This window comes from Candidatus Symbiopectobacterium sp. NZEC151, assembly GCF_025962655.1.
In the GTDB taxonomy this organism is placed as follows: Bacteria; Pseudomonadota; Gammaproteobacteria; order Enterobacterales; family Enterobacteriaceae; genus Symbiopectobacterium.
In genome coordinates this window covers 14,641-39,232 of sequence record NZ_JAGFPE010000012.1, presented here as the reverse complement: position 1 = coordinate 39,232, position 24,592 = coordinate 14,641, and the positions used below count along the sequence as shown (strand labels likewise).

General features: G+C 53.1%; 19 protein-coding genes and 4 tRNA genes. 17 read left to right on the top strand and 6 right to left on the bottom strand.

Going from position 1 to position 24,592, the window contains the following annotated elements:
- Window positions 1-265: 265 nt before the first annotated feature.
- Together murB and birA are read left to right on the top strand one after the other, a co-directional pair.
- The gene (gene murB / locus J5067_RS23085; RefSeq protein ID WP_264646076.1) at window positions 266-1,303 is read left to right on the top strand and encodes a UDP-N-acetylmuramate dehydrogenase; all 1,038 of its coding nucleotides are present in this window, start codon (window positions 266-268) and stop codon (window positions 1,301-1,303) included.
- Entirely contained in the window at window positions 1,300-2,259 is a 960-nt protein-coding gene (gene birA, locus J5067_RS23080; protein ID WP_264628275.1) for a bifunctional biotin--[acetyl-CoA-carboxylase] ligase/biotin operon repressor BirA, read from the top strand. The genes murB and birA overlap by 4 nt, the downstream gene beginning before the upstream one ends.
- 40 nt (window positions 2,260-2,299) lie before the next feature.
- Here birA and coaA read toward each other — a convergent pair whose 3' ends face one another.
- Window positions 2,300-3,250 carry a type I pantothenate kinase gene (gene coaA / locus J5067_RS23075; RefSeq protein ID WP_264646075.1) on the bottom strand — a complete coding sequence of 317 codons (951 nt, stop codon included), beginning with the start codon at window positions 3,248-3,250 and terminating at the stop codon, window positions 2,300-2,302.
- 200 nt (window positions 3,251-3,450) lie between these two features.
- Window positions 3,451-3,999, bottom strand: coding sequence for a GNAT family N-acetyltransferase (locus J5067_RS23070; protein ID WP_264646077.1), 549 nt, complete (start codon window positions 3,997-3,999; stop codon window positions 3,451-3,453).
- Between the two features lie 364 nt (window positions 4,000-4,363).
- Between J5067_RS23070 and J5067_RS23065 the strand changes: the two genes are divergently transcribed.
- From J5067_RS23065 to shiA, 14 genes are all read left to right on the top strand, one after another.
- Window positions 4,364-4,439: transfer RNA gene (locus J5067_RS23065), tRNA-Thr, on the top strand.
- A gap of 15 nt (window positions 4,440-4,454) precedes the next feature.
- Window positions 4,455-4,539 (top strand) — tRNA-Tyr (locus J5067_RS23060).
- A gap of 105 nt (window positions 4,540-4,644) precedes the next feature.
- Window positions 4,645-4,719, top strand: a tRNA-Gly gene (locus J5067_RS23055).
- Window positions 4,720-4,725: 6 nt separating this feature from the next.
- A tRNA-Thr gene (locus J5067_RS23050) sits at window positions 4,726-4,801 on the top strand.
- A gap of 105 nt (window positions 4,802-4,906) precedes the next feature.
- Complete coding sequence (tuf, locus tag J5067_RS23045; protein WP_264626614.1) at window positions 4,907-6,091, top strand: elongation factor Tu; 1,185 nt, start codon at window positions 4,907-4,909, stop codon at window positions 6,089-6,091.
- A 249-nt stretch (window positions 6,092-6,340) separates the two neighbouring features.
- Complete coding sequence (gene secE / locus J5067_RS23040; protein WP_222158936.1) at window positions 6,341-6,724, top strand: preprotein translocase subunit SecE; 384 nt, start codon at window positions 6,341-6,343, stop codon at window positions 6,722-6,724.
- 1 nt (window position 6,725) lies between these two features.
- Entirely contained in the window at window positions 6,726-7,271 is a 546-nt protein-coding gene (nusG, locus tag J5067_RS23035) for a transcription termination/antitermination protein NusG (RefSeq protein ID WP_222158935.1), read from the top strand.
- A gap of 151 nt (window positions 7,272-7,422) precedes the next feature.
- Window positions 7,423-7,851, top strand: coding sequence for a 50S ribosomal protein L11 (rplK, locus tag J5067_RS23030; protein WP_264626659.1), 429 nt, complete (start codon window positions 7,423-7,425; stop codon window positions 7,849-7,851).
- A 3-nt stretch (window positions 7,852-7,854) separates the two neighbouring features.
- A complete protein-coding gene (gene rplA / locus J5067_RS23025) occupies window positions 7,855-8,559 on the top strand; it encodes a 50S ribosomal protein L1 (RefSeq protein ID WP_222158933.1) in 705 nt (234 codons plus the stop codon).
- A gap of 306 nt (window positions 8,560-8,865) precedes the next feature.
- Window positions 8,866-9,363, top strand: a complete 498-nt coding sequence (gene rplJ / locus J5067_RS23020) for a 50S ribosomal protein L10 (protein ID WP_264646074.1) — start codon at window positions 8,866-8,868, stop codon at window positions 9,361-9,363.
- 66 nt (window positions 9,364-9,429) lie between these two features.
- Window positions 9,430-9,795: a 50S ribosomal protein L7/L12 gene (gene rplL, locus J5067_RS23015; RefSeq protein ID WP_264646073.1), complete on the top strand. Its 366-nt coding sequence runs from the start codon at window positions 9,430-9,432 to the stop codon at window positions 9,793-9,795.
- Between the two features lie 326 nt (window positions 9,796-10,121).
- Complete coding sequence (rpoB, locus tag J5067_RS23010) at window positions 10,122-14,150, top strand: DNA-directed RNA polymerase subunit beta (RefSeq protein WP_264646072.1); 4,029 nt, start codon at window positions 10,122-10,124, stop codon at window positions 14,148-14,150.
- A 91-nt stretch (window positions 14,151-14,241) separates the two neighbouring features.
- Window positions 14,242-18,465, top strand: a complete 4,224-nt coding sequence (gene rpoC / locus J5067_RS23005) for a DNA-directed RNA polymerase subunit beta' (RefSeq protein WP_264646071.1) — start codon at window positions 14,242-14,244, stop codon at window positions 18,463-18,465.
- Between the two features lie 207 nt (window positions 18,466-18,672).
- Window positions 18,673-20,034: a shikimate transporter gene (gene shiA, locus J5067_RS23000; protein ID WP_264646070.1), complete on the top strand. Its 1,362-nt coding sequence runs from the start codon at window positions 18,673-18,675 to the stop codon at window positions 20,032-20,034.
- 55 nt (window positions 20,035-20,089) lie between these two features.
- Here shiA and J5067_RS22995 read toward each other — a convergent pair whose 3' ends face one another.
- The 4 genes from J5067_RS22995 to J5067_RS22980 form a co-directional block, all read right to left on the bottom strand.
- Entirely contained in the window at window positions 20,090-20,587 is a 498-nt protein-coding gene (locus tag J5067_RS22995) for a heme-binding protein (protein ID WP_264652104.1), read from the bottom strand.
- A 104-nt stretch (window positions 20,588-20,691) separates the two neighbouring features.
- Entirely contained in the window at window positions 20,692-21,315 is a 624-nt protein-coding gene (locus J5067_RS22990) for a response regulator transcription factor (protein ID WP_264652103.1), read from the bottom strand.
- The gene (locus J5067_RS22985; RefSeq protein WP_264652102.1) at window positions 21,312-22,637 is read right to left on the bottom strand and encodes a sensor histidine kinase; all 1,326 of its coding nucleotides are present in this window, start codon (window positions 22,635-22,637) and stop codon (window positions 21,312-21,314) included. Before J5067_RS22985 ends, J5067_RS22990 begins: the two co-directional genes overlap by 4 nt.
- 126 nt (window positions 22,638-22,763) lie before the next feature.
- On the bottom strand, window positions 22,764-22,952 hold the full coding sequence (locus J5067_RS22980) for a DUF1127 domain-containing protein (RefSeq protein WP_264652101.1): 189 nt from the start codon (window positions 22,950-22,952) through the stop codon (window positions 22,764-22,766).
- A gap of 175 nt (window positions 22,953-23,127) precedes the next feature.
- Between J5067_RS22980 and J5067_RS22975 the strand changes: the two genes are divergently transcribed.
- Entirely contained in the window at window positions 23,128-24,561 is a 1,434-nt protein-coding gene (locus tag J5067_RS22975) for a PLP-dependent aminotransferase family protein (RefSeq protein ID WP_264646065.1), read from the top strand.
- The last annotated feature ends 31 nt before the right edge of the window (window positions 24,562-24,592 follow it).

Genomic DNA, 24,592 nt, shown 5'->3' with positions numbered 1-24,592 from the left:
TGTGGGGCTTCCCCATGTGAGAGTAGGGAACTGCCAGGCTTTTATATCAGTTATCAGACGACGTCTGATGATGAAAAGTAGCGAAGGGGCTGTCCGAAAGGACAGCCCTTTTTGCTGTGCGTGGTTTTTAGCGTCAGTCATTTATCATCAGGAATGATTCGCCTTTTATTGCTCACTCAAGGATTGAAGATGCCCGTGGACCGTAGAGATTTGGCGTTCGGGATCGGGTAAACTACGGCGTATTCAATCTGGAGAGTACGTTCTGATGACGAGCAGTGCCATATCCCTTAAGCCTTACCACACCTTCTCTTTGCCCGTTTATGCCGATGAGGTAGTCTTCGCCGATACCCCTGATGCGTTAGTCGCTTCCTGGCGTCATGCGAACGCGCAGAGCAGGCCGGTGTTGATGTTGGGGGAAGGTAGCAATGTCCTGTTTTTGGCTGATTTTGCAGGAACAGTCATTGCTAACCGCATAAAAGGGATTGAGATTGCTGAGGATGATGGCGGATGGCATCTGCACGTTGGTGCCGGTGAGAACTGGCATCATCTGGTCGAGTACACGCTGCAACAAGGCGTGCCGGGCCTGGAAAATCTGGCGCTGATCCCAGGCTGTGTTGGCTCGGCACCTATCCAAAATATTGGCGCTTATGGCGCTGAGTTCAAGCAGTTTTGCGCATATGTCGATGTCTTGGATCTTACCCTCAATCAGGTGACCCGCCTCAGTGCGGAGCAGTGCCAGTTTGGCTATCGTGAAAGTATCTTCAAGCATGAATACCGCCAGGGGTTTGCCATTATTGCGGTAGGTCTGCATCTGACCAAGTCCTGGGTTCCTGTATTGGGCTATGGTGATTTGGCGCAGCTCGATCCTGCAACTGCGACGCCTGATGCTATCTTTACTACGGTATGTGCCATGCGGCGTAAGAAATTACCCGATCCCGCGCTGATGGGAAATGCGGGCAGCTTTTTCAAAAATCCGGTGGTTAGCGCCGAGCAGGCCCAGGCTATTCTGATGCGTTACCCCACTGCGCCATACTATCCACAGCCCGACGGTACGGTTAAATTTGCTGCTGGCTGGCTTATCGATCAGTGCCAGTTAAAGGGGCACCGCATTGGCGGCGCGGCGGTCCATCAGCAGCAGGCTTTGGTGCTGGTTAACCTTGATGAGGCGACGAGCGACGATATCGTTGCACTGGCGCGTTATGTGCGTGATAACGTTGCAGAGACATTTGCACTCTGGCTTGAGCCGGAAGTGCGCTTTATTGCGGCACAGGGTGAAGTAAGCGCAACAGAGGTGCTGTCATGAAAGATATCCGAGTCCCTTTAACGCTAATCCAGATTCTTTCCGACGGTGAGTTTTACTCGGGTGAATACCTGGGTGAGCTGTTGGGAATGAGCCGAGCCGGTATCAACAAACATATCCAAACCATCAGAGAATGGGGGCTGGATGTGTTTCCCGTTACGGGGAAAGGGTACAGCCTGCCTGAACCGATGCAATTGCTGGATGAAAATGTCATTCGTGCCGCACTCCCCGGAAATAACGTTGCGGTACTGCCCGTTATTGATTCAACCAATCAGTATCTGCTAGACCGGCTGGAGAGCTTGCACTCTGGCGATGCCTGTGTGGCAGAGTACCAGCACGCGGGCCGCGGTCGTCGTGGGCGGCAATGGCAATCACCGTTTGGTGCCAATCTCTATCTCTCCATGTTCTGGCGGTTGGAACAGGGGCCTGCGGCAGCGGTGGGCGTGAGCCTGGCGATTGGTATCGTGATTGCAGAAGTGCTGCATCGCCTCGGTGCACATGATGTCAAAGTAAAATGGCCCAATGACCTCTATATGCACGATCGCAAACTGGCCGGTATTCTGGTTGAGTTGCTGGGAAAAACAGGAGACGCGGCACAGTTAGTGATCGGTATTGGCATCAACTTGCGGATGCGGCCTTCCTCTGGGCAAGGCGTCACGCAGGAATGGATCAATTTGCAAGAGGCTGGGATCGATATCGATCGTAATATCCTGGCCGCTACGCTGATTACTGAATTGAGTAACGCGTTGGAAGTGTTTGAACAAGGTGGACTGCGTTCGTTCATCCCTCGCTGGCAAGCCATCGATAATTACTATAATCGGCCAGTGAAATTGATCATGGGTGAGCGCGAGATCCACGGGATCGAACGTGGAATTGATGAGCAGGGCGCGCTGTTACTCGAAGAGAACGGCGAGATTAAGGCCTATATTGGTGGCGAAATATCACTGCGTGGCAAGTAGTCAGTAGGGGGGGATTACCCCCTACTGTCTTGTAATTCTGCTATTTTCTCAAACGCACATAGTCAACGGCATGATTAGCGCTTTTGGTCATAATCAAGCTGGCGCGCTCACGGGTGGGCAAAATATTTTGGTGTAAGTTAGGTTCATTTATATCGCGCCAAATTTTGGTTGCGATTGTCACCGCTTGCTCTTCCGTTAATTTTGCATACTCATGAAAATAAGAATTAGGATCGGAGAATGCCCCCAGGCGGAATTTTAAAAACCGGTTGATATACCAGGATTTTAATAATGCTTCCGAAGCGTCAACATATATAGAAAAATCAATAAAATCAGAAACAAAGGCGCGTGGTTGTGCGTGTGGGTAATCCATTCCGCTTTGCAGGACGTTTAATCCTTCGAGGATAAGAATATCCGGCTGTTCCACCACTTTATTGCTATTTGGCACAATATCGTAAGTCAAATGCGAATATATTGGCGCAGTGACTTTTTTAGCCCCTGATTTTATATCCGACACAAATTTCATCAGGCTATGAATATCGTAAGATTCAGGGAACCCTTTTTTCTGCATCAGGTTTCTGTCTTTAAGCACCTGTTTGGAATGTAAAAAACCATCAGTGGTGATCAATTCAACCCGACGATGCTCGGGCCAACGGCTTAGCAATGCCTGTAATACGCGCGCGGTGGTGCTTTTACCAACGGCGACACTGCCTGCGATGCCGATAATATAGGGAATGCGTTGCCCGTTCGTGCCGAGAAACTGCTCCAATACCGCCTGGCGTCTCAGGTTTGAGCTGATATAAAAATTAAGCAGACGTGATAAAGGCAGATAGATTTCGGCAACTTCATCGAGCGACAACTCGTCATTGATCCCTTTCAACCGGATGATTTCTTCTTCTGTCAGCGTTAATGGTACTGAATTGCGCAATGCAGCCCATTGACGGCGATCGAAGTGTAGGTAGGGTGTTACCAAAGGTTGCTCGCTGTCTCTCATCTGTCCAATTTATCCTATAGACCATCCTGCCTGGAGGCGAAACTGCCCACGCGTTGTGTGAGCTGGGAGTATAAGCCGCGGGTGGTCATACACGGTAATGTTGTGATTCGATTAGTAGATGTCAGGCAGGTTACACGTTGGGCACGCAGAAAAGAAGACAACAGTATGATATTTCCTGACGCAATGGCGTCAGGAAACGGTTAACTTGCCAAAGCATGTGTCATCCGATTGGCGACAAACAGGCGCTTGTAGTAGATGGCGGTCGGGTGATAGCTACCATCGGGCGCACTGGCATAATCAGGGATTTCTCCCAGATAACGATACCCTTGCGTGCGGTAAAAGGCCTCTGCTGGAGAGCCCGCCTGAGTATCCAGATACAGCAAGCCGCGATTGAGCTCAAAAGCGGTTGTTTCTAGCACCGACAGCAGTTTACGGCCAATCCCCTGACGACGTGCGCGGCTGTGTACCAGCAGTTTTTGCACTTCCGCCCGGTTCAAACCATTACTTTTTTGGCACAGCTCAAGCTGCACGCTTCCGACAATGCCTTGAGTGTCACGAGCGATCCACAGCAAACGTGCCCCCTCCGCCAGAGAGGTGCGTAATCCGTGAAAATAGCTGGCTGCAGTTTCGTGCGACAAAGGCATCTCATAGCCAACAGAGGCGCCGTGCATGACCGCATCTAGCAGCAGGTCTGCCAGCTCCGTGCGGTAAACCGGAAGGGTTGTGTCATTGAGTAAAACGATTTTCATCATGCAGTCTCCAGCGAAATGAGCCCTCTCTGACCCGCTTTACCGAAATAAAGCAAGATACATGCCAGGCCAGATTCAGGTCATTAATGCGGTTAAACACGCATTTATGGCGAAGACGGTGCGTTACCTTGGAGCAAAAGGTCATTGTTGGTGCAGCACCGCGCTGAAGCCATGCTGAAAAAAGAGTGCACCACCGGGGGGGATTGTGCGGGATTGGTCGTGAATTTGGATGTTCTTTAGGCATTTTATCGCGAGGTACGTGAATTCATGCTCGAATTTGGATAAAATCTAAGCGATAGCGCATTTTAAGCAATTTTTTTGTTGCATAGGTGGCTCGCTCTACCTAGAATGCGCAGCACTTGATGCCGGCTTAGCTCAGTTGGTAGAGCAACTGACTTGTAATCAGTAGGTCGCCAGTTCGATTCCGGCAGCCGGCACCATCAAGTACACAATTAGGTGGGGTTCCCGAGCGGCCAAAGGGAGCAGACTGTAAATCTGCCGTCACAGACTTCGAAGGTTCGAATCCTTCCCCCACCACCAAATTCAAGCCATACACGTTGTGGCTGAACCAACGCGATGAGGCAATCACCGTGTTGGTGAAGGCGGAAGCTTTCAACAGAGAAATCAGGTAGCCGAGTTCAGGATGCGGGCATCGTATAATGGCTATTACCTCAGCCTTCCAAGCTGATGATGTGGGTTCGATTCCCACTGCCCGCTCCAATAAGTGCTGATATAGCTCAGTTGGTAGAGCGCACCCTTGGTAAGGGTGAGGTCGGCAGTTCGAATCTGCCTATCAGCACCACTTCTTTTTCATCTCCTGATTTCCTTTCTGTAAAAAAATCGTCAAGCGTTAGCTTGGTTAATGTGGTGCTATCACCGATTTATCCGTGTCTTAGAGGGACAGTCGATGTCTAAAGAAAAGTTTGAACGTACTAAACCGCACGTTAACGTCGGTACTATCGGCCACGTTGACCATGGTAAAACCACGCTGACCGCAGCGATCACTACCGTACTGGCTAAAACCTACGGCGGTAGCGCGCGTGCATTCGATCAGATCGATAACGCACCGGAAGAAAAAGCGCGTGGTATCACCATCAATACCTCTCACGTTGAATACGACACCCCGACCCGTCACTACGCACACGTTGACTGCCCGGGACACGCCGACTACGTGAAAAACATGATCACCGGTGCTGCCCAGATGGACGGCGCGATCCTGGTAGTTGCTGCGACTGACGGCCCGATGCCGCAGACGCGTGAGCACATCCTGCTGGGTCGTCAGGTAGGCGTTCCGTACATCATCGTGTTCCTGAACAAATGTGACATGGTTGATGACGAAGAGCTGCTGGAACTGGTTGAGATGGAAGTGCGTGAGCTGCTGTCTCAGTACGACTTCCCGGGTGATGATACCCCAATCGTTCGTGGTTCAGCGCTGAAAGCCCTGGAAGGCGAAGCAGAGTGGGAAGCAAAAATCATCGAACTGGCTGGCTACCTGGATTCCTACATCCCAGAACCAGAGCGTGCGATTGACCGTCCGTTCCTGCTGCCTATCGAAGACGTATTCTCCATCTCCGGCCGTGGTACTGTAGTAACCGGTCGTGTAGAGCGCGGTATCGTTAAAGTCGGTGAAGAAGTTGAAATCGTTGGTATCAAGGATACTGCGAAATCTACTTGTACTGGCGTTGAAATGTTCCGCAAACTGCTGGACGAAGGCCGTGCGGGTGAGAACGTTGGTGTTCTGCTGCGTGGTATCAAACGTGAAGAAATCGAACGTGGTCAGGTACTGGCTAAGCCGGGTTCCATCAAGCCGCACACCCAGTTCGAATCTGAAGTGTATATCCTGAGCAAAGATGAAGGTGGCCGTCATACGCCGTTCTTCAAAGGCTACCGTCCTCAGTTCTACTTCCGTACCACTGACGTAACGGGCACCATCGAACTGCCGGAAGGCGTGGAAATGGTAATGCCGGGCGACAACATCAAAATGGTTGTTACCCTGATCCACCCGATCGCGATGGACGACGGTTTGCGTTTCGCAATCCGTGAAGGCGGCCGTACCGTTGGTGCAGGTGTTGTTGCTAAAGTTATCGCTTAATCGCCGATAAATTTGACTCAACATGCAGTAAAAGGGCATCATTTGATGCCCTTTTTCTACGCTGCCCTCAGTAGAACCTATCTCATCACGGATTGTGGCGTATAATCCTGCTAATCTGTGGTGAGATAGGCTCTGTAGATTACAGCGTAAATGCCGAGTTTCGCTGCGAGCGAAACATCATGTCGGTTTGGTTTGCCCTGCGTTGCGGGGCAAAGTTATTTGTCTGATTCATGAGTGACAGGTTGGTTTATGAGTGCAAATACCGAGACCCAGGGTAGTGGGCGTGGCCTGGAAGTGATCAAGTGGCTGGTTGTGGCGGCCTTACTCGTTGTTGCCATAGTGGGTAACTATTACTACCGCGGGTACAGTCTGCCGCTTCGCGCATTGGCCGTTGTTATCCTGATTGCTGCCGCAGGCGGTGTTGCACTGTTAACCGCCAAAGGCAAAGCAACGGTGACCTTTGCCCGCGAAGCGCGCACTGAAGTGCGTAAAGTGATTTGGCCAACCCGCCAGGAAACGCTGCATACCACGTTGATCGTTGCCGCGGTAACAGCCGTGATGTCACTGATTCTGTGGGGGCTGGATGGTATTCTGGTCCGTTTGATATCATTTATCACAGGCCTGAGGTTCTAAGATGTCTGAAGCTCCAAAAAAACGTTGGTACGTCGTTCAGGCGTTTTCCGGCTTTGAAGGCCGCGTTGCACAATCGCTGCGCGAGCACATCAAATTGCACAACATGGAAGAGCTGTTTGGCGACGTCATGGTGCCGACCGAGGAAGTAGTTGAGATTCGTGGCGGCCAACGCCGCAAAAGCGAACGTAAATTCTTCCCCGGCTACGTGTTGGTACAGATGGTAATGGAAGACGCCAGCTGGCACTTGGTGCGTAGCGTTCCGCGTGTGATGGGCTTTATCGGCGGTACGTCCGATCGTCCTGCGCCGATCAGCGACAAAGAAGTTGACGCTATCATGAACCGCCTGCAACAGGTGGGTGATAAGCCGCGTCCGAAAACGCTGTTCGAACCGGGCGAAATGGTGCGCGTCAACGACGGCCCGTTTGCCGACTTCAACGGCGTCGTGGAAGAAGTGGATTACGAAAAAAGCCGCCTGAAAGTGTCGGTCTCTATCTTCGGACGTGCTACGCCCGTTGAACTGGATTTCGGCCAGGTGGAGAAAGGCTGATACAGTCTCTCATCTGTAAATAATCTCTTGTAATTGGCGCGAAATTAATCTATTATTTCGCGCCTTTTGTTTTTAGGTGCCACGGCGCCTAAAGAAATAAATATCACGGGGAGCCTTTTTAAGGCGCTATTACCCATTAGAGGAAAGTTAAATGGCCAAGAAAGTACAAGCCTACGTCAAGCTGCAAGTTGCAGCTGGTATGGCTAACCCGAGCCCGCCGGTTGGTCCTGCTCTGGGTCAGCAGGGTGTGAACATCATGGAATTCTGTAAGGCATTCAATGCTAAAACAGAAAGCCTGGAAAAAGGTCTGCCGACTCCGGTCGTTATCACCGTTTACTCCGACCGTTCTTTCACCTTCGTTACCAAAACGCCTCCGGCAGCGGTTCTGCTGAAGAAAGCGGCGGGTATCAAGTCTGGTTCTGGCAAGCCGAACAAAGACAAAGTAGGTAAAGTGACCCACGCTCAGGTTCTGGAAATTGCCCAGACCAAAGCGGCGGATATGACGGGTGCCGACGTGGACGCCATGGCGCGCTCCATCGCGGGTACTGCTCGTTCCATGGGCCTGGTAGTGGAGGACTAAGAAATGGCTAAGCTGACCAAGCGCATGCGCGTGATCCGTGAGAAAGTTGATGTTACCAAACAATATGACATCAACGAAGCTGTTGCCCTGCTCAAAGAGCTGGCCACTGCTAAGTTTGTTGAAAGCGTTGACGTTGCCGTAAACCTGGGCATCGACGCTCGTAAATCTGACCAGAACGTTCGTGGCGCGACTGTACTGCCGCACGGTACTGGCCGTTCCGTTCGCGTTGCCGTATTTACCCAAGGCGCAAACGCTGAAGCTGCTAAAGCAGCTGGCGCAGAGCTGGTAGGTATGGAAGATCTGGCTGACCAGATCAAAAAAGGCGAAATGAACTTTGACGTGGTTATTGCTTCTCCGGATGCAATGCGCGTTGTTGGCCAGTTGGGTCAGGTTCTGGGTCCGCGTGGCCTGATGCCGAACCCGAAAGTCGGTACTGTAACGCCGAACGTTGCTGAAGCGGTTAAAAACGCCAAAGCCGGTCAGGTTCGTTATCGCAACGACAAAAACGGCATCATCCACACCACCATCGGTAAGGTTGATTTCGACGCTGACAAACTGAAAGAAAACCTGGAATCTCTGCTGGTTGCGCTGAAAAAAGCCAAACCTGCTCAGGCGAAAGGCGTGTACATCAAGAAAGTTAGCCTCTCCACCACCATGGGTGCTGGCGTTGCTGTAGATCAGAGTGGCCTGAACGCGGTCGCTAACTGATAGCTTTACCTGGGCGAAATTTATACGTATAATCTTTCGCCCATTGTCCGTTAACGGACAAACAGATTTTTTCGGTTGGAGCCTGGCCTCATCCAGGCCTCCGTCCAAGACCGCAGGTGCTTCAACGTTTTCAGGTTTACCTGAAAAAAGAGACGCTTAATTTTCCTGCGTAGACGGTGACAGAGCCTAAAGAAAATTTTCTTTTACTGGATTCTGCTCACCGTGTTTTGACGCCTGTTTTCCATGTGGTTGCAGGTGAAGTGAGTTCCGGAAATGTATTCCGGCTATATCCAGGAGCACAAGCTAATGGCATTAAATCTTCAAGACAAACAAGCGATTGTTGCTGAAGTCAGCGAAGTGGCCAAAGGCGCGCTGTCTGCGGTCGTTGCGGATTCTCGTGGCGTAACCGTAGATAAAATGACTGAACTGCGTAAAGCAGGTCGTGAAGCTGGCGTATACATGCGTGTTGTTCGCAACACCCTGCTGCGTCGCGTCGTTGAAGGCACTCAGTTCGAATGCCTGAAAGACACGTTTGTTGGTCCGACCTTGATTGCATATTCTATGGAACACCCGGGCGCTGCTGCTCGTCTGTTCAAAGAATTCGCGAAAGCGAATGCAAAATTTGAGGTTAAAGCTGCGGCCTTTGAAGGTGAGTTGATCACAGCGGCCAATATTGACCGTCTGGCAACGCTGCCGACTTACGAAGAAGCAATTGCACGCCTGATGGCGACCATGAAAGAAGCCTCTGCAGGCAAACTGGTCCGCACTCTGGCAGCTGTTCGCGATCAGAAAGAAGCGGCGTAATCGCCCTTTTCCTGTTATCGCATTTGCTTACGTATAAACTATTTCTGATTGTTAGGAACACTTGTCATGTCTATCACTAAAGATCAAATTATCGAAGCAGTTGCCGCTATGTCCGTAATGGACGTTGTTGAGCTGATCTCTGCAATGGAAGAAAAATTCGGCGTTTCTGCTGCTGCTGCTGTAGCTGTTGCTGCTGGCCCGGTTGAAGCTGCTGAAGAAAAAACTGAATTCGACGTTATCCTGAAAGCTATCGGCGCTAACAAAGTTGCCGTAATCAAAGCTGTTCGTGGCGCAACTGGCCTGGGTCTGAAAGAAGCGAAAGACCTGGTTGAGTCTGCACCTGCTGCGCTGAAAGAAGGCGTGAGCAAAGATGACGCTGAGTCTCTGAAGAAATCTCTGGAAGAAGCTGGCGCTGAAGTTGAAGTTAAATAAGCCAACCCTTCCGGTTGCAGCCTGAGTTTTCAGGCTGATGGCTGGTGACTTTTTGGTCACCAGCCTTTTTGCGCTGTAGGGGCTCTGTGGTATTTCGCACTGTTTGACCACGGATTATCCCAATATTTTTTTCTATCGACGCCTTAATATATTGCTTTCCAGCGTAGGTTCCCTGCCTGTGCAAAAGCGATGAAATGATTTAAGAGTGATAGAAAGACGTATTCACGAAGGGCGGATTGCCTTTCGATCAACAAAATCGTGTTGCAATGAACCGTCCTGTCAGGACGAGCAAGTGGTTCTTACTTTTCAGCGAGCTGAGGAACCCCATGGTTTACTCCTATACCGAGAAAAAACGCATTCGTAAGGATTTTGGTAAACGTCCGCAAGTGTTGGACATACCTTATCTCCTTTCTATCCAGCTTGACTCGTTTCAGAAGTTCATCGAGCAAGATCCGGAAGGTCAGTACGGTCTGGAAGCCGCATTCCGTTCCGTATTCCCAATTTCAAGCTACAGCGGTAGCTCTGAACTGCAATACGTAAGCTACCGTTTGGGTGAGCCCGTATTTGACGTCAAAGAGTGTCAGATTCGCGGGGTGACCTTCTCAGCACCGCTGCGCGTCAAGCTGCGTCTGGTGATCTACGAGCGCGAAGCGCCGGAAGGCACCGTAAAAGACATTAAAGAACAAGAAGTGTACATGGGCGAAATTCCGCTCATGACCGAAAACGGGACCTTTGTTATCAACGGGACTGAGCGCGTTATCGTTTCTCAGTTGCACCGTAGCCCGGGCGTGTTCTTTGACAGCGACAAGGGTAAAACTCACTCCTCCGGTAAAGTGCTGTATAACGCACGTATCATCCCTTACCGTGGTTCCTGGCTGGATTTCGAGTTCGATCCGAAAGATAACCTGTTTGTGCGTATCGACCGCCGCCGTAAACTGCCGGCGACCATCGTTTTGCGTGCGCTGAGTTTCTCTGCCGAACAAATTCTGGATCTGTTCTTCGATAAAATTGTCTATGAAATCAATGGCAATAAGTTGCAGATGGACCTGGTGCCAGATCGCTTGCGCGGCGAAACTGCCTCGTTCGACATCGAAGCCAACGGCAAAGTGTACATTGAAAAAGGCCGCCGTATTACTGCGCGCCACATTCGCCAGCTAGAAAAAGATAACGTAGATCGCATTGAAGTACCGGTTGAATACATCGCTGGGAAAGTGCTGGCGAAAGACTATGTGGATGCAAGCACCGGTGAACTGATCGGTGTGGCGAACATGGAGCTGTCGCTGGATCTGCTGGCTAAACTGAGTCAGGCAGGCCATAAGCGCATCGAAACCCTGTTCACCAACGATCTGGATCACGGCCCGTATATCTCCGAAACGCTGCGTGTTGACCCGACCAACGATCGCCTGAGCGCGCTGGTTGAAATCTACCGCATGATGCGTCCGGGCGAGCCGCCAACACGTGAAGCCGCAGAAACGCTGTTCGAGAACCTGTTCTTCTCTGAAGATCGTTACGATCTGTCCGCTGTGGGCCGCATGAAGTTTAACCGCTCCCTGCTGCGTGACGAGATTGAAGGTTCCGGTATCCTGAGCAAAGACGACATCATTCAGGTGATGAAGAAGCTCATCGATATCCGTAACGGTTCCGGCGAAGTCGATGATATCGACCACCTGGGCAACCGTCGTATCCGTTCTGTGGGCGAAATGGCGGAAAACCAATTCCGCGTTGGCCTGGTGCGCGTAGAGCGTGCGGTGAAAGAGCGTCTGTCTCTGGGCGATCTGGATACCCTGATGCCGCAGGACATGATCAACGCCAAGCCGATTTCGGCGGCGGTGAAAGAGTTCTTCGGCTCCAGCCAGCTGTCCCAGTTTATGGACCAGAACAACCCGCTGTCCGAAATTACGCACAAACGCCGTATCTCCGCGTTGGGCCCAGGCGGTCTGACCCGTGAACGTGCTGGCTTTGAAGTGCGTGACGTACACCCGACCCACTACGGTCGCGTATGTCCTATCGAAACGCCGGAAGGTCCGAACATCGGTCTTATCAACTCGCTGTCCGTGTACGCACAGACCAACGAATACGGTTTCCTTGAAACCCCGTATCGTCTGGTGCGTGACGGTGTGGTAACGGATGAAATCCATTACCTGTCCGCGATTGAAGAAGGCAACTACGTTATTGCACAGGCGAACACCAACCTCGACGAAGAAGGGCATTTCGTTGACGATCTGGTGACCTGCCGTAGCAAAGGCGAATCCAGCTTGTTCAGCCGCGATCAGGTTGACTACATGGACGTTTCCACCCAACAGGTGGTTTCTGTCGGTGCATCCCTGATCCCGTTCCTGGAACACGATGACGCCAACCGCGCCCTGATGGGTGCGAACATGCAACGTCAGGCAGTACCTACCCTGCGTGCTGACAAGCCGCTGGTCGGTACCGGTATGGAACGCGCTGTGGCCGTTGACTCCGGTGTAACTGCCGTTGCCAAACGTGGCGGTACCGTACAGTACGTCGACGCATCCCGTATCGTTATCAAAGTTAACGAAGACGAGATGTATCCGGGCGAAGCGGGCATCGACATCTACAACCTGACCAAATACACCCGTTCTAACCAGAACACCTGTATCAACCAGATGCCGTGCGTATCTCTGGGTGAGCCGGTTGAACGCGGTGATGTTCTGGCTGACGGCCCGTCCACCGATCTGGGTGAACTGGCGCTGGGTCAGAACATGCGCGTCGCGTTCATGCCTTGGAACGGTTACAACTTCGAAGACTCCATCCTCGTTTCCGAACGTGTGGTGCAGGAAGACCGTTTCACCTCTATCCACATTCAGGAACTGGCGTGCGTGTCCCGTGACACCAAGCTGGGGCCAGAAGAGATCACTGCCGACATCCCGAACGTGGGTGAAGCAGCGCTCTCCAAACTGGATGAGTCCGGTATCGTGTATATCGGTGCTGAAGTGACGGGCGGCGACATTCTGGTCGGTAAAGTGACGCCGAAAGGCGAAACTCAACTGACGCCGGAAGAAAAACTGCTGCGCGCGATCTTTGGTGAGAAAGCGTCTGACGTTAAAGACTCTTCCCTGCGCGTGCCGAACGGCGTGTCCGGTACGGTTATCGACGTTCAGGTCTTCACCCGCGATGGCGTGGAAAAAGACAAACGTGCGCTGGAAATCGAAGAGATGCAACTGAAGCAGGCCAAAAAAGACCTGACGGAAGAATTGCAGATCCTCGAAGCCGGTCTGTTTGCCCGTATTCACGCCGTGCTGGTTTCCGGCGGTGTGGAAGCGGACAAACTGGACAAGCTGCCGCGTGAGCGTTGGTTGGAACTGGGTCTGACTGATGAAGAGAAACAGAATCAGTTGGAACAGCTGGCCGAGCAGTACGACGAGTTGAAACACGAATTCGAGAAAAAACTCGAAGCGAAACGCCGCAAGATCACGCAAGGCGACGATCTGGCTCCGGGCGTGCTGAAGATCGTCAAGGTGTATCTGGCCGTTAAACGTCAGATTCAACCGGGTGATAAGATGGCAGGTCGCCATGGTAACAAGGGTGTTATCTCCAAGATCAACCCGATCGAGGATATGCCTTACGATGAGAACGGTACGCCGGTCGATATCGTATTGAACCCGCTGGGCGTTCCATCGCGTATGAACATCGGTCAGATTCTGGAAACCCACCTGGGTATGGCGGCTAAAGGTATCGGCGAGAAGATCAACGCCATGCTGAAGCGTCAGGAAGAAGTGGCTAAACTGCGCGAATTCATCCAGAAAGCCTACGATCTGGGCAACGACGTGCGTCAAAAAGTCGACCTGAACACCTTCACCGATGATGAAGTGTTGCGTCTGGCGGACAACCTGAAGAAAGGGATGCCGCTGGCAACGCCAGTGTTCGACGGTGCCAAAGAGTCTGAGATCAAAGAACTGCTGACGCTGGGTGGTCTGCCGACCTCTGGTCAGATCACGCTGTTTGATGGTCGTACCGGTGAACAGTTTGAGCGTTCAGTAACCGTAGGTTACATGTACATGCTGAAACTGAACCACTTGGTTGACGACAAGATGCACGCGCGTTCTACCGGTTCTTACAGCCTGGTAACCCAGCAACCGTTGGGTGGTAAAGCCCAGTTCGGTGGTCAACGCTTCGGTGAGATGGAAGTGTGGGCGCTGGAAGCGTACGGCGCAGCGTATACCCTTCAGGAAATGCTGACGGTGAAATCCGATGACGTCAACGGCCGTACCAAGATGTATAAAAACATCGTGGATGGCGACCATCGTATGGAACCGGGCATGCCGGAATCCTTCAACGTACTGTTGAAAGAAATCCGCTCGCTGGGTATCAACATCGAGCTGGAAGAAGGTTAATCCTGCTCGCTGGTACGCTTTGCTCGTGTAAAGGAGTGCCTGAGCTTCGGCTCAGGCATCCAACAGGTCTAACTCCGACGGGAGCCAATCCGTGAAAGACTTATTAAAGTTTCTGAAAGCGCAAACCAAGACCGAAGAGTTTGATGCGATCAAAATTGCGCTGGCATCGCCAGACATGATTCGTTCCTGGTCTTTCGGTGAAGTTAAAAAGCCGGAAACCATTAACTACCGTACGTTCAAACCTGAACGTGACGGTCTGTTCTGCGCCCGTATCTTTGGGCCAGTGAAAGACTATGAGTGCCTGTGCGGTAAGTACAAGCGCTTGAAACACCGTGGCGTAATCTGCGAGAAGTGCGGCGTTGAAGTGACCCAAACCAAAGTGCGCCGTGAGCGCATGGGCCACATCGAGCTGGCGTCTCCGACCGCTCACATCTGGTTCCTGAAATCGCTGCCGTCCCGTATCGGCTTGCTGCTGGATATGCCGCTGCGCGATATCGAACGCGTGCTGTACTTCGAATCCTACGTGGTGGTTGAAGGCGGCATGACCAACCTGGAAAAACGTCAGATCCTGACTGAAGAGCAGTATCTGGACGCGTTGGAAGAGTTCGGTGACGAATTCGACGCCAAGATGGGCGCCGAAGCGATCCAGGCCCTGTTGAAAAACATGGATCTGGAACAGGAATGCGAACAGCTGCGCGAAGAGTTGAATGAAACCAACTCTGAAACCAAGCGTAAAAAGCTGACCAAGCGCATCAAGCTGCTGGAAGCGTTCGTCCAGTCTGGCAACAAGCCGGAGTGGATGATCCTGACCGTGCTGCCGGTGCTGCCGCCGGATCTGCGTCCGCTGGTTCCGCTGGACGGTGGTCGTTTCGCAACCTCAGATCTGAACGATCTGTATCGTCGCGTGATCAACCGTAACAACCGTTTGAAACGTCTACTGGATCTGGCTGCGCCGGATATCATCGTACGTAACGAAAAACGTATGCTGCAAGAAGCGGTAGATGCCCTGCTGGATAACGGTCGTCGCGGTCGTGCGATCACCGGTTCCAACAAGCGTCCGCTGAAATCTTTGGCCGACATGATCAAAGGTAAGCAGGGTCGTTTCCGTCAGAACCTGCTCGGTAAGCGCGTGGACTACTCTGGTCGTTCCGTTATTACCGTAGGTCCGTACCTGCGTCTGCATCAGTGCGGTCTGCCGAAGAAAATGGCACTCGAACTGTTCAAACCGTTCATCTACGGCAAGCTGGAACTGCGTGGTCTTGCTACCACCATCAAAGCCGCCAAGAAAATGGTTGAGCGTGAAGAAGCGGTAGTTTGGGATATCCTGGATGAAGTTATCCGCGAACACCCGGTACTGCTGAACCGTGCGCCGACGCTGCACCGTTTGGGTATCCAGGCATTCGAACCGGTTCTGATCGAAGGTAAAGCCATTCAGCTGCACCCGCTGGTGTGTGCGGCGTATAACGCCGACTTCGACGGTGACCAGATGGCTGTTCACGTACCGCTGACGCTGGAAGCCCAGTTGGAAGCGCGTGCGCTGATGATGTCCACCAACAACATTCTGTCTCCGGCGAACGGCGAGCCTATCATCGTTCCGTCTCAGGACGTGGTGTTGGGTCTGTACTACATGACCCGCGACTGTGTTAACGCCAAAGGCGAAGGCATGGTGCTGACCGGTCCGAAAGAAGCAGAACGTATCTACCGTGCGGGTCTGGCCTCTCTGCATGCGCGCGTTAAAGTGCGTATCACCGAGCACGAGAAAAACGCGCAGGGTGAGTGGGTTGCTAAAACCAGCATCATCGATACCACTGTAGGCCGTTCCATCCTGTGGATGATCGTGCCGAAAGGTCTGCCGTACTCTATCGTCAACCAGGCGCTGGGTAAAAAAGCCATCTCCAAGATGCTTAATACCTGCTACCGCGTGTTGGGGCTGAAGCCGACCGTTATCTTTGCTGACCAGATCATGTACACCGGTTTCGCCTATGCGGCGCGTTCCGGTTCTTCTGTTGGTATCGACGATATGGTCATCCCGGCGAAGAAAGTGGAAATCATCAATGAAGCGGAAGCCGAAGTTGCTGAAATCCAGGAACAGTTCCAGTCTGGTCTGGTAACCGCCGGCGAACGTTACAACAAAGTCATCGACATTTGGGCCGCTGCTAACGAGCGCGTGGCCAAAGCGATGATGGAAAACCTCTCCACCGAAGTGGTTATCAACCGCGATGGTGTAGAAGAACGCCAGGTTTCCTTTAACAGCATCTTTATGATGGCCGACTCCGGTGCGCGTGGTTCTGCGGCACAGATTCGTCAGCTGGCCGGTATGCGTGGTCTGATGGCGAAGCCGGATGGCTCCATCATCGAAACGCCGATCACCGCGAACTTCCGTGAAGGCCTGAACGTACTCCAGTACTTCATCTCCACGCACGGTGCGCGTAAAGGTCTGGCGGATACCGCGTTGAAGACAGCGAACTCCGGTTACCTGACCCGTCGTTTGGTTGACGTGGCACAGGATCTGGTAGTGACCGAGGACGATTGCGGCACGCACGAAGGCATCATGATGACCCCGGTTATCGAAGGTGGCGACGTTAAAGAGCCGCTGCGTGAGCGCGTACTGGGTCGTGTAACGGCTGAAGACGTGATCAAGCCGGGCACCGCTGACATTCTGGTAGCGCGTAACACGCTGCTGGACGAGCAATGGTGTGACCTGCTGGAAGAAAACTCCGTCGACGCCGTTAAAGTTCGCTCTGTGGTAAGTTGTGAAACCGACTTCGGCGTGTGCGCCAAGTGCTATGGTCGCGACCTGGCACGTGGTCACATCATCAACAAAGGTGAGGCCATCGGGGTTATCGCAGCACAGTCCATCGGTGAACCGGGTACTCAGCTGACCATGCGTACGTTCCACATCGGTGGTGCGGCATCGCGTGCGGCGGCTGAATCCAGCATTCAGGTGAAAAACAAAGGTAGCCTGAAACTGTCCAACGCCAAGTTCGTTAAGAACGCCGCGGGCAAGCTGGTTATCACCTCGCGTAACACCGAGCTGAAACTGATCGACGAATTCGGCCGTACCAAAGAAAGCTATAAAGTGCCTTATGGTGCGGTAATGGGCAAAGGCAACGGTGACGACGTGACCGGCGGTGAAACCGTCGCAAACTGGGATCCGCATACCATGCCGGTTATCACCGAAGTGGGCGGTAGCATCCGCTTCACCGACATGATCGACGGTCAGACGATTACTCGTCAGACTGACGAACTGACCGGTCTGTCCTCCATCGTGGTTCTGGACAGTGCAGAACGTACCGGTGGCGGTAAAGATCTGCGTCCGGCACTGAAAATCGTTGATGCCAAAGGTAACGATGTACTGATCCCGGGCACCGACATGCCGGCACAGTACTTCCTGCCGGGCAAAGCGATCGTTCAGTTGGAAGATGGCACTCAGATCGGTGCGGGTGACACCCTGGCGCGTATTCCGCAGGAATCCGGCGGTACCAAGGACATCACCGGTGGTCTGCCGCGCGTTGCCGACCTGTTCGAAGCGCGTCGTCCGAAAGAACCGGCTATCCTGGCTGAAATCACCGGTATCATTTCCTTCGGTAAAGAAACCAAAGGCAAACGTCGTCTGGTGATCTCTCCGTTGGATGGCAGCGATGCTTACGAAGAGATGATCCCGAAATGGCGTCAGCTCAACGTGTTTGAAGGTGAACGCGTAGAACGTGGCGATGTGGTTTCCGACGGTCCGGAATCGGCGCACGATATCCTGCGTTTGCGTGGTGTGCATGCGGTAACCCGTTACATCACCAACGAAGTGCAAGAAGTTTACCGTCTGCAAGGCGTTAAGATTAACGATAAACACATCGAAGTTATCGTTCGTCAGATGCTGCGTAAAGGGACTATTGCCAGCGCGGGTAGCTCCGAATTCCTGGAAGGCGAGCAGGCAGAAGTGTCACGCATCAAGATCGCCAACCGTCAGTTGGAAGCGGATGGCAAGATCGCGGCTACGTACCACCGTGACCTGCTGGGTATCACCAAAGCTTCTCTGGCAACCGAATCCTTCATCTCTGCGGCATCGTTCCAGGAAACGACGCGCGTGTTGACGGAAGCAGCCGTGGCGGGTAAACGCGACGAACTGCGCGGTCTGAAAGAGAACGTCATCGTGGGTCGTTTGATCCCGGCCGGTACCGGTTATGCGTACCACCAGGATCGCATGCGTCGCCGCCATGTCGGCGAAGTGCCAGCAGTGGCTCCAGTGAGTGCAGATGAAGCCTCTGCAAACCTGGCTGAACTGCTGAACGCAGGCTTTGGTAGCAGCGACGACGAATAAGCTATCTACCGATAACGCTTAAACGTCTAAACCCCGGCCCGTTGGCCGGGGTTTTTTTTATCTCTCAGCGCGAGCAATATAGAAAAAAGCAGACGTGTTCCCCTGCGACACGCATACTCCTTAATCATATTGTCACCGCGATGATATGAATTTCTTCTGAGTAATATTTAGTGTACAGTTGTGTAAATTTAAAATAACGAGACAGACATGAATAGCACAAGCACACCAATGTCGCCGCAGAGTGACAGCGCAATAAACCACAACAGCTCACCATCCCTGCCTGAAAGCCACCCACACAACCGGGCGCGCCGTGCAGCCTTGGGAAGTTTTGTCGGCGCCGTTGTCGACTGGTATGATTTTTTACTGTACGGAATAGTTGCCGCTTTGGTGTTTAACACTGAATTTTTCCCACAGATAAGCCCGACCATGGGAACGTTGGCGGCATTCGGGACTTTTGGCGTTGGCTTTTTGTTCCGCCCGCTGGGCGGCATGGTGTTTGGGCACTTTGGCGATCGCCTGGGCCGTAAACGCATGCTGATGATCACCGTGTGGATGATGGGTATTGCTACCGCGCTAATCGGCCTGTTACCTTCATTCGCTTCTATCGGCTGGTGGGCCCCGGTGTTGCTGGTCACCCTGCGCGCCATTCAAGGGTTTGCTGTCGGTGGCGAGTGGGGCGGCGCGGCGCTGTTAGCGGTGGAAAGCGCGCCCAAGAAAAGAAAAGCGTTTTACAGCAGCGGGGTACAGGTCGGCTTTGGCGTTGGCTTGCTGCTGGCAACCGGGTCGGTATCGGTGGTGAGTCATTTAACCAGCAACCAAGAGTTTGTCACCTGGGGTTGGCGCTTGCCGTTCCTGTTCAGCCTGATTCTGGTCGCTATCGCCTGGTGGGTGCGTAACGGCATGGATGAATCGCAGGAGTTTGAGGCGAATAAAACGCTGGAAGATCGCGCCAATAAGCTCCGCTCCTTCCCGATTTTCGAAGCGCTGCGTCAACACCCTAAAGCCTTCCTGTTGATTATTGCACTGCGCCTCGGCGAACTGTTGACGATGTATATCGTTACCGCATTCGCGCTTAACTACTCGACCACCCATTTAGGCCTGTCGCGCGATATGTTCCTGAATATCGGTCTGCTGGTAGGTGCGATCAGCTGTTTTTCTATCCCTTCCTTTGCCTGGCTTGCGGACAGCTTTGGCCGTCGTCGTATTTATGTCACCGGGGCGCTGATCGGTGCAGCCAGTGCGGTGCCGTTCTTTATCGCGCTGGAGAATCACAACACGGCGCTGATCCTGCTGTTCGCCATTCTGCTGGCGAATATTGCACACGATATGATTGTCAGCGTACAGCAACCGATGTTTACCGAACTGTTTGGCACTGCCTACCGTTACAGCGGTGCGGGCGTCGGCTATCAGGTCGCGAGCGTGGTGGGTGGCGGCTTTACGCCGTTTATCGCCGTGCTGCTGGTGGAGCTCTTCTCCGGTGCCTGGTATGGCGTAGCGGGTTATCTGGCGATGGGATGCCTGATTTCTGCCGTGGTGGGGATGAGTATGAAGCCGCAATCAACCGACTAAGAGAAAATAAAGACCGTAACGCCACGCCGGGTGCTGTAGGTTACGGTCTCTCCGGTTATTTTGCGCTGAGTTGCCCTTTAGCTGCATCCAGCGCATCCAGCGCACACTGCTGGTCGATGCTGCCCGAGGGCGCACCGCCAATGCCAATCGCCCCAATGGTTTGATCCCCCACTTTCACCGGCACGCCGCCCGCCAGTAATAAAAAGCCCGGAATATCACGCAGATTTTGCGCTTCCGCATTGGCCTGGGCGTTCTTCATCACGTTTTCGGTGGGCGCTTTGGTGGTGAGTGCGGTAAACGCCTTCATCCGGCTGGCTTCAAGGGTATGCGGGCCGGCGTTGTCCATGCGTTTGGCCAGTTTCACTACGCCAGCACGATCGACGATGGTCACAGCCACGTTCACATTCTTGGCGCTGCACGACTGGATGGCATGCTGTGCCAACTGTTCGGCCAGCGCCAAAGAAAGGTTTTTCTCGCTTAACACGCCATTGGCAAAGCTGGGAAAGGCGGTAATGCCGCTGAAAAGCAGGGTGGTGATAAGAAGACGTTTCATGGTGTTCTGGCTCCTGTGGTCCTTGGAAGGTATTCGACAAGGACAGCGTAACCAGAGACGGTGGGCGCAACCATTCGCTTGATTACTCAAGCCACTGCGTAATTTTACGGAGTTTTATCGATAAGCGACTGCCCGCCATACAGTTTTATCAATTTTGCCAGCGAGTTTATCTCCAGTTTAGCGAACAGGTTGGCGCGGTGTGCTTCCACGGTGCGGGCGGAGAGTTGCAGGTGTTTGGCGATCTCTTTGTTCGATTTCCCCTCCATCATCAGAGCCATCACTTCATGCTCGCGCGCAGAGAGCGCGTTGAGCTTATCCCGTAACTGTGTGGCTTGTTGGCGCTGGTTGGCCTGGGTTTGAAACTGTGTCATCGCGCCAGAAACCGTTTCGAGCAGCAGATCCGCATCGATGGGTTTGGTCAAAAACTCGAAGGCTCCACTTTTAAAGGCGCGTCGGCACAAATTGATATTGCCATGGCCTGTCATGATGATAACGGGGATATCCATGCCCCGTTGTTGCCACTCCTCCAACAGGGTTAACCCTGTTTTGCCTGGCATACGAATATCGAGCAGCAAACAGCCGTGCAGTGAGCGCCAGTCGCTGTGCTGCTGTTCAAAATCGGCAATGCTGGCATAGGGTTGTGTTTGCCACCCGACGGTAGCCAGCAACGCGCTGAGTGAGTCGCGGATAGCGTCATCATCGTCAATCAGATACACACACCCTGTCATTGACCCTGCTCCTCTGCGTTGAAAGGAAACCACAGTGTGAATCGGGCACCGCTGCCAGCGACATTTTCTGCGCTGATATCGCCGTTAAGACCCTGAACCAAGGTTTGGGTCAGCGCCATCCCGAGTCCTAATCCCCCTTGTCGGGTGGTGAAAAAGGGCAGAAAGACATGCTGTAGCGCCTGCTCCGATAAACCCGGCCCGCCGTCCGTTAGGGTTAGTGTAATGCCCTTTTCTGTTGGCTGCGCGGCGATCTCAACCCAGGCCGATGTGGGCGCATTATCTTGCTGTGCCTGGATGGCATTGAGCAGCAGGTTATGCAGAATTTGCTCGACCCACTGCGGTGCGGCGAGAAACGGCGGCAGATCATCGGGGATGTGGTTGATGATTTTCACTTTTCCCGCCAGCAACTCGTTTTCCAGCAGCATCAGCACCCGTGACCAAACTGGTTTCAGATTGACCGGCTGTAAGGGCACCTGGTCGCTGTGCATTTTTTGGCGTAGATCGGTGAGCAGGGCACTGATGCGCTTGGTTTGCACCACGGCGGCGTCGAGCAGTGGGGCGATCTCCGCACTCCTTTCCTGTTTCAACAAACTCAGGGCGGTTTGGTTATAACTCAGAATTGCAGTAAGTGGTTGATTCAACTCATGTACCATGCCGGCGGTAATCTCTCCCATGGTATTGAGTCGGGTGAGTTCGGAAAACTGTGCACGTAAATCCGCCAGCACACGTTGACGTTTATACATCAGATAGCGGCTGACAAACTCCACCACGACCGCCCAGAGTAGGGCAAACAACAGCATGCTGATCCAGGGCAGATGACGCCAGTCGGGATCGTTTCCTGCCGAAAGCTCGAACGGCTGCGAATCGCCCACCAGCGCTTTACTCCACTGCCAGTAAGGCGCGGTAGCGCTATCACCGAGTACCACCAGCGGGGTGTCATGCAAGTACAACCCCAGCGTGCGGAATGCATTGCTTTGCGGCAGCGTGCTGAGTACCTGCTTAAGATCGATCAGCAACGAGAAGTGCTGGCCGTTTAGCCAATAGGTGCCATTGCCCGCCAGTTGTGGTTCGCTAGCACTGTATTCCAGCGAACGTGTTTTTAAGATAAGAATTTGGGGAAAGGCTTTTTTGACAACCTCGGGATCGCTGGTGGTGGAAAGCAGCGTCAGGATGACATCATGCTGAGACAGTTTGAGGGCCACATCGCGATAAAGGATGCGGAACTCGGCGCTGTGTTCTTCATACTGCTGTTGCAGCGTATGAACGCTAAGACCAAGAGCGGATAGGGCCGTCAAGAGTAACCAAATGGCGAACTTACGCATGATGATGTCATTCAGGTTGAGTTAACGCCATGCGCATGGCTGAGAGAGTAACGCCGGGACATAGAACCATACTGGATGGATGTTGTAAACCCGACCGAACTCAACCTGTCCGGCCGGAACCTCTGTTTAGCGAAAGCGGTCAACATCGTGTGACGTAAGGCCAATGTCTTTGAGCTGAGCGTCATTGAGTCGACGCAGTTCGCGCAGTGTGGTGCGGCGTTTGCGCCAGTGACACCACCACCGAACCGGGGTGCGGATCGTGATATCAATACTCCGCGTTATTGCTGTTTTACAACCGCTTCTCCACTGGCTCATTGCGCTCTCCTTCACCTCAAGATACTGTTTATGATGAAGGTGAACGCGATGAGGATACAGCCTCAGAAAATCGCTTTTTCAAGCATACAGATTGTGTCATATTGCAACTGAATGGCCGGTTTTCCCTTAATCTGTACTGGTTTTTTCGCTGACGCACGGCGCAGCAAGGATACTTATGACGCGTTACCAGCATCTCGCGGCGCTTTTGGCGCAACGCATTGAGCAGGGGTTGTACCAAAACGGTGAGCGTCTGCCCTCCGTGCGCACGCTCAGTCAGGAACACGGTGTGAGCATCAGCACCGTACAGCAGGCCTACCATGTGCTGGAATCCCAACAGCTTATTTTGCCGCAGCCCCGCTCTGGCTATTACGTTGCGCCGCGCAAAGCGCACCCGCCGGTGCCGGGGTTAACCCGCCCGGTGCAGCGCCCGGTAGAAATCAGCCAATGGGACTCGGTGCGTGAGCTGTTTAACCCCAACCCGGAGCGTAACCTGTACAACCTGGGTGGCGGCGGGCCGGATGTCAGCCAGTCTTCGATTAAACCCTTATGGAAATCCCTGACGCGCTTTTGTCAGCGACAAGACGTGCGAATATTGAATTACGGCAATATGTATGGCGCGCCGGAACTGCGTGAGCAAATTGCGCGATTGGCGCTGGACAGTAATTGCCAACTGTCGGCAGAAGATATCGTGATCACCACCGGCTGTCAGGAGGCGTTGTTCACCGCATTACGTTCCCTGTGTCGAGAAGGGGATATTGTGGCGGTGGAGTCACCCACCTTTCCCGGTACGCTGCAAACGCTGCGTGGTTTGGGGATCAAGGTAGTGGAAATTCCCACCGATGCTGTGACGGGCATCAGCCTGGAAGCCTTGCAGTTGGCGCTGGAACAGTGGCCGATTAAAGCCGTTATGCTGGTGCCAAGCTGCAATAATCCACTCGGCTTTTATATGCCGGATGCGCGTAAGAAGGCGCTGATCGTGCTGGCACAACAGTTTGATATTGCCATCATTGAAGATGACGCTTACGGTGAGCTGGCTTACGAGTATCCGCGGCCACGCACCATCAAATCCTTTGATAACGATGGCAGAGTGCTGCTGTGCAGCTCATTTTCCAAAAGTTTGGCACCGGGACTGCGTGTGGGATGGATTGCTCCCGGACGCTATCTGGAACGCGTGCTGCACACCAAATACACCAGCACAGGCTATGCCGTTACCCATACCCAGTTAGCCGTGGCGGAGTTTATTCGTCAGGGCCACTATCAGCCCCATGTACGCCGGATGCGCGCCTACTACAAAAGCAATCTTGATACGTTCACCTGCTGGGTGCGGCGCTATTTTCCCTGCGGGATTTGCGTTAGCCGACCGCAGGGCGGGTTTATGATGTGGATTGAGTTTCCGGAAACCTTCGATACGTTGCGACTCAACAGCCTGCTGCGCCAGTCCGGTATCCAGATAGCCTCCGGATCGTTGTTCTCTGCGTCGGGTAAATATCGCAACTGTATGCGCGTGCACTACGGTCTGCCGTTAACCGATGAAATGCAGCAGATGCTACGCGTGATTGGGGAGCAGGCGGAACACCTGCTGCATGAAGATACGTTGAGCGGCCACTAAGCGCGTGCCGAAGAAGGACCGATACAGGGCG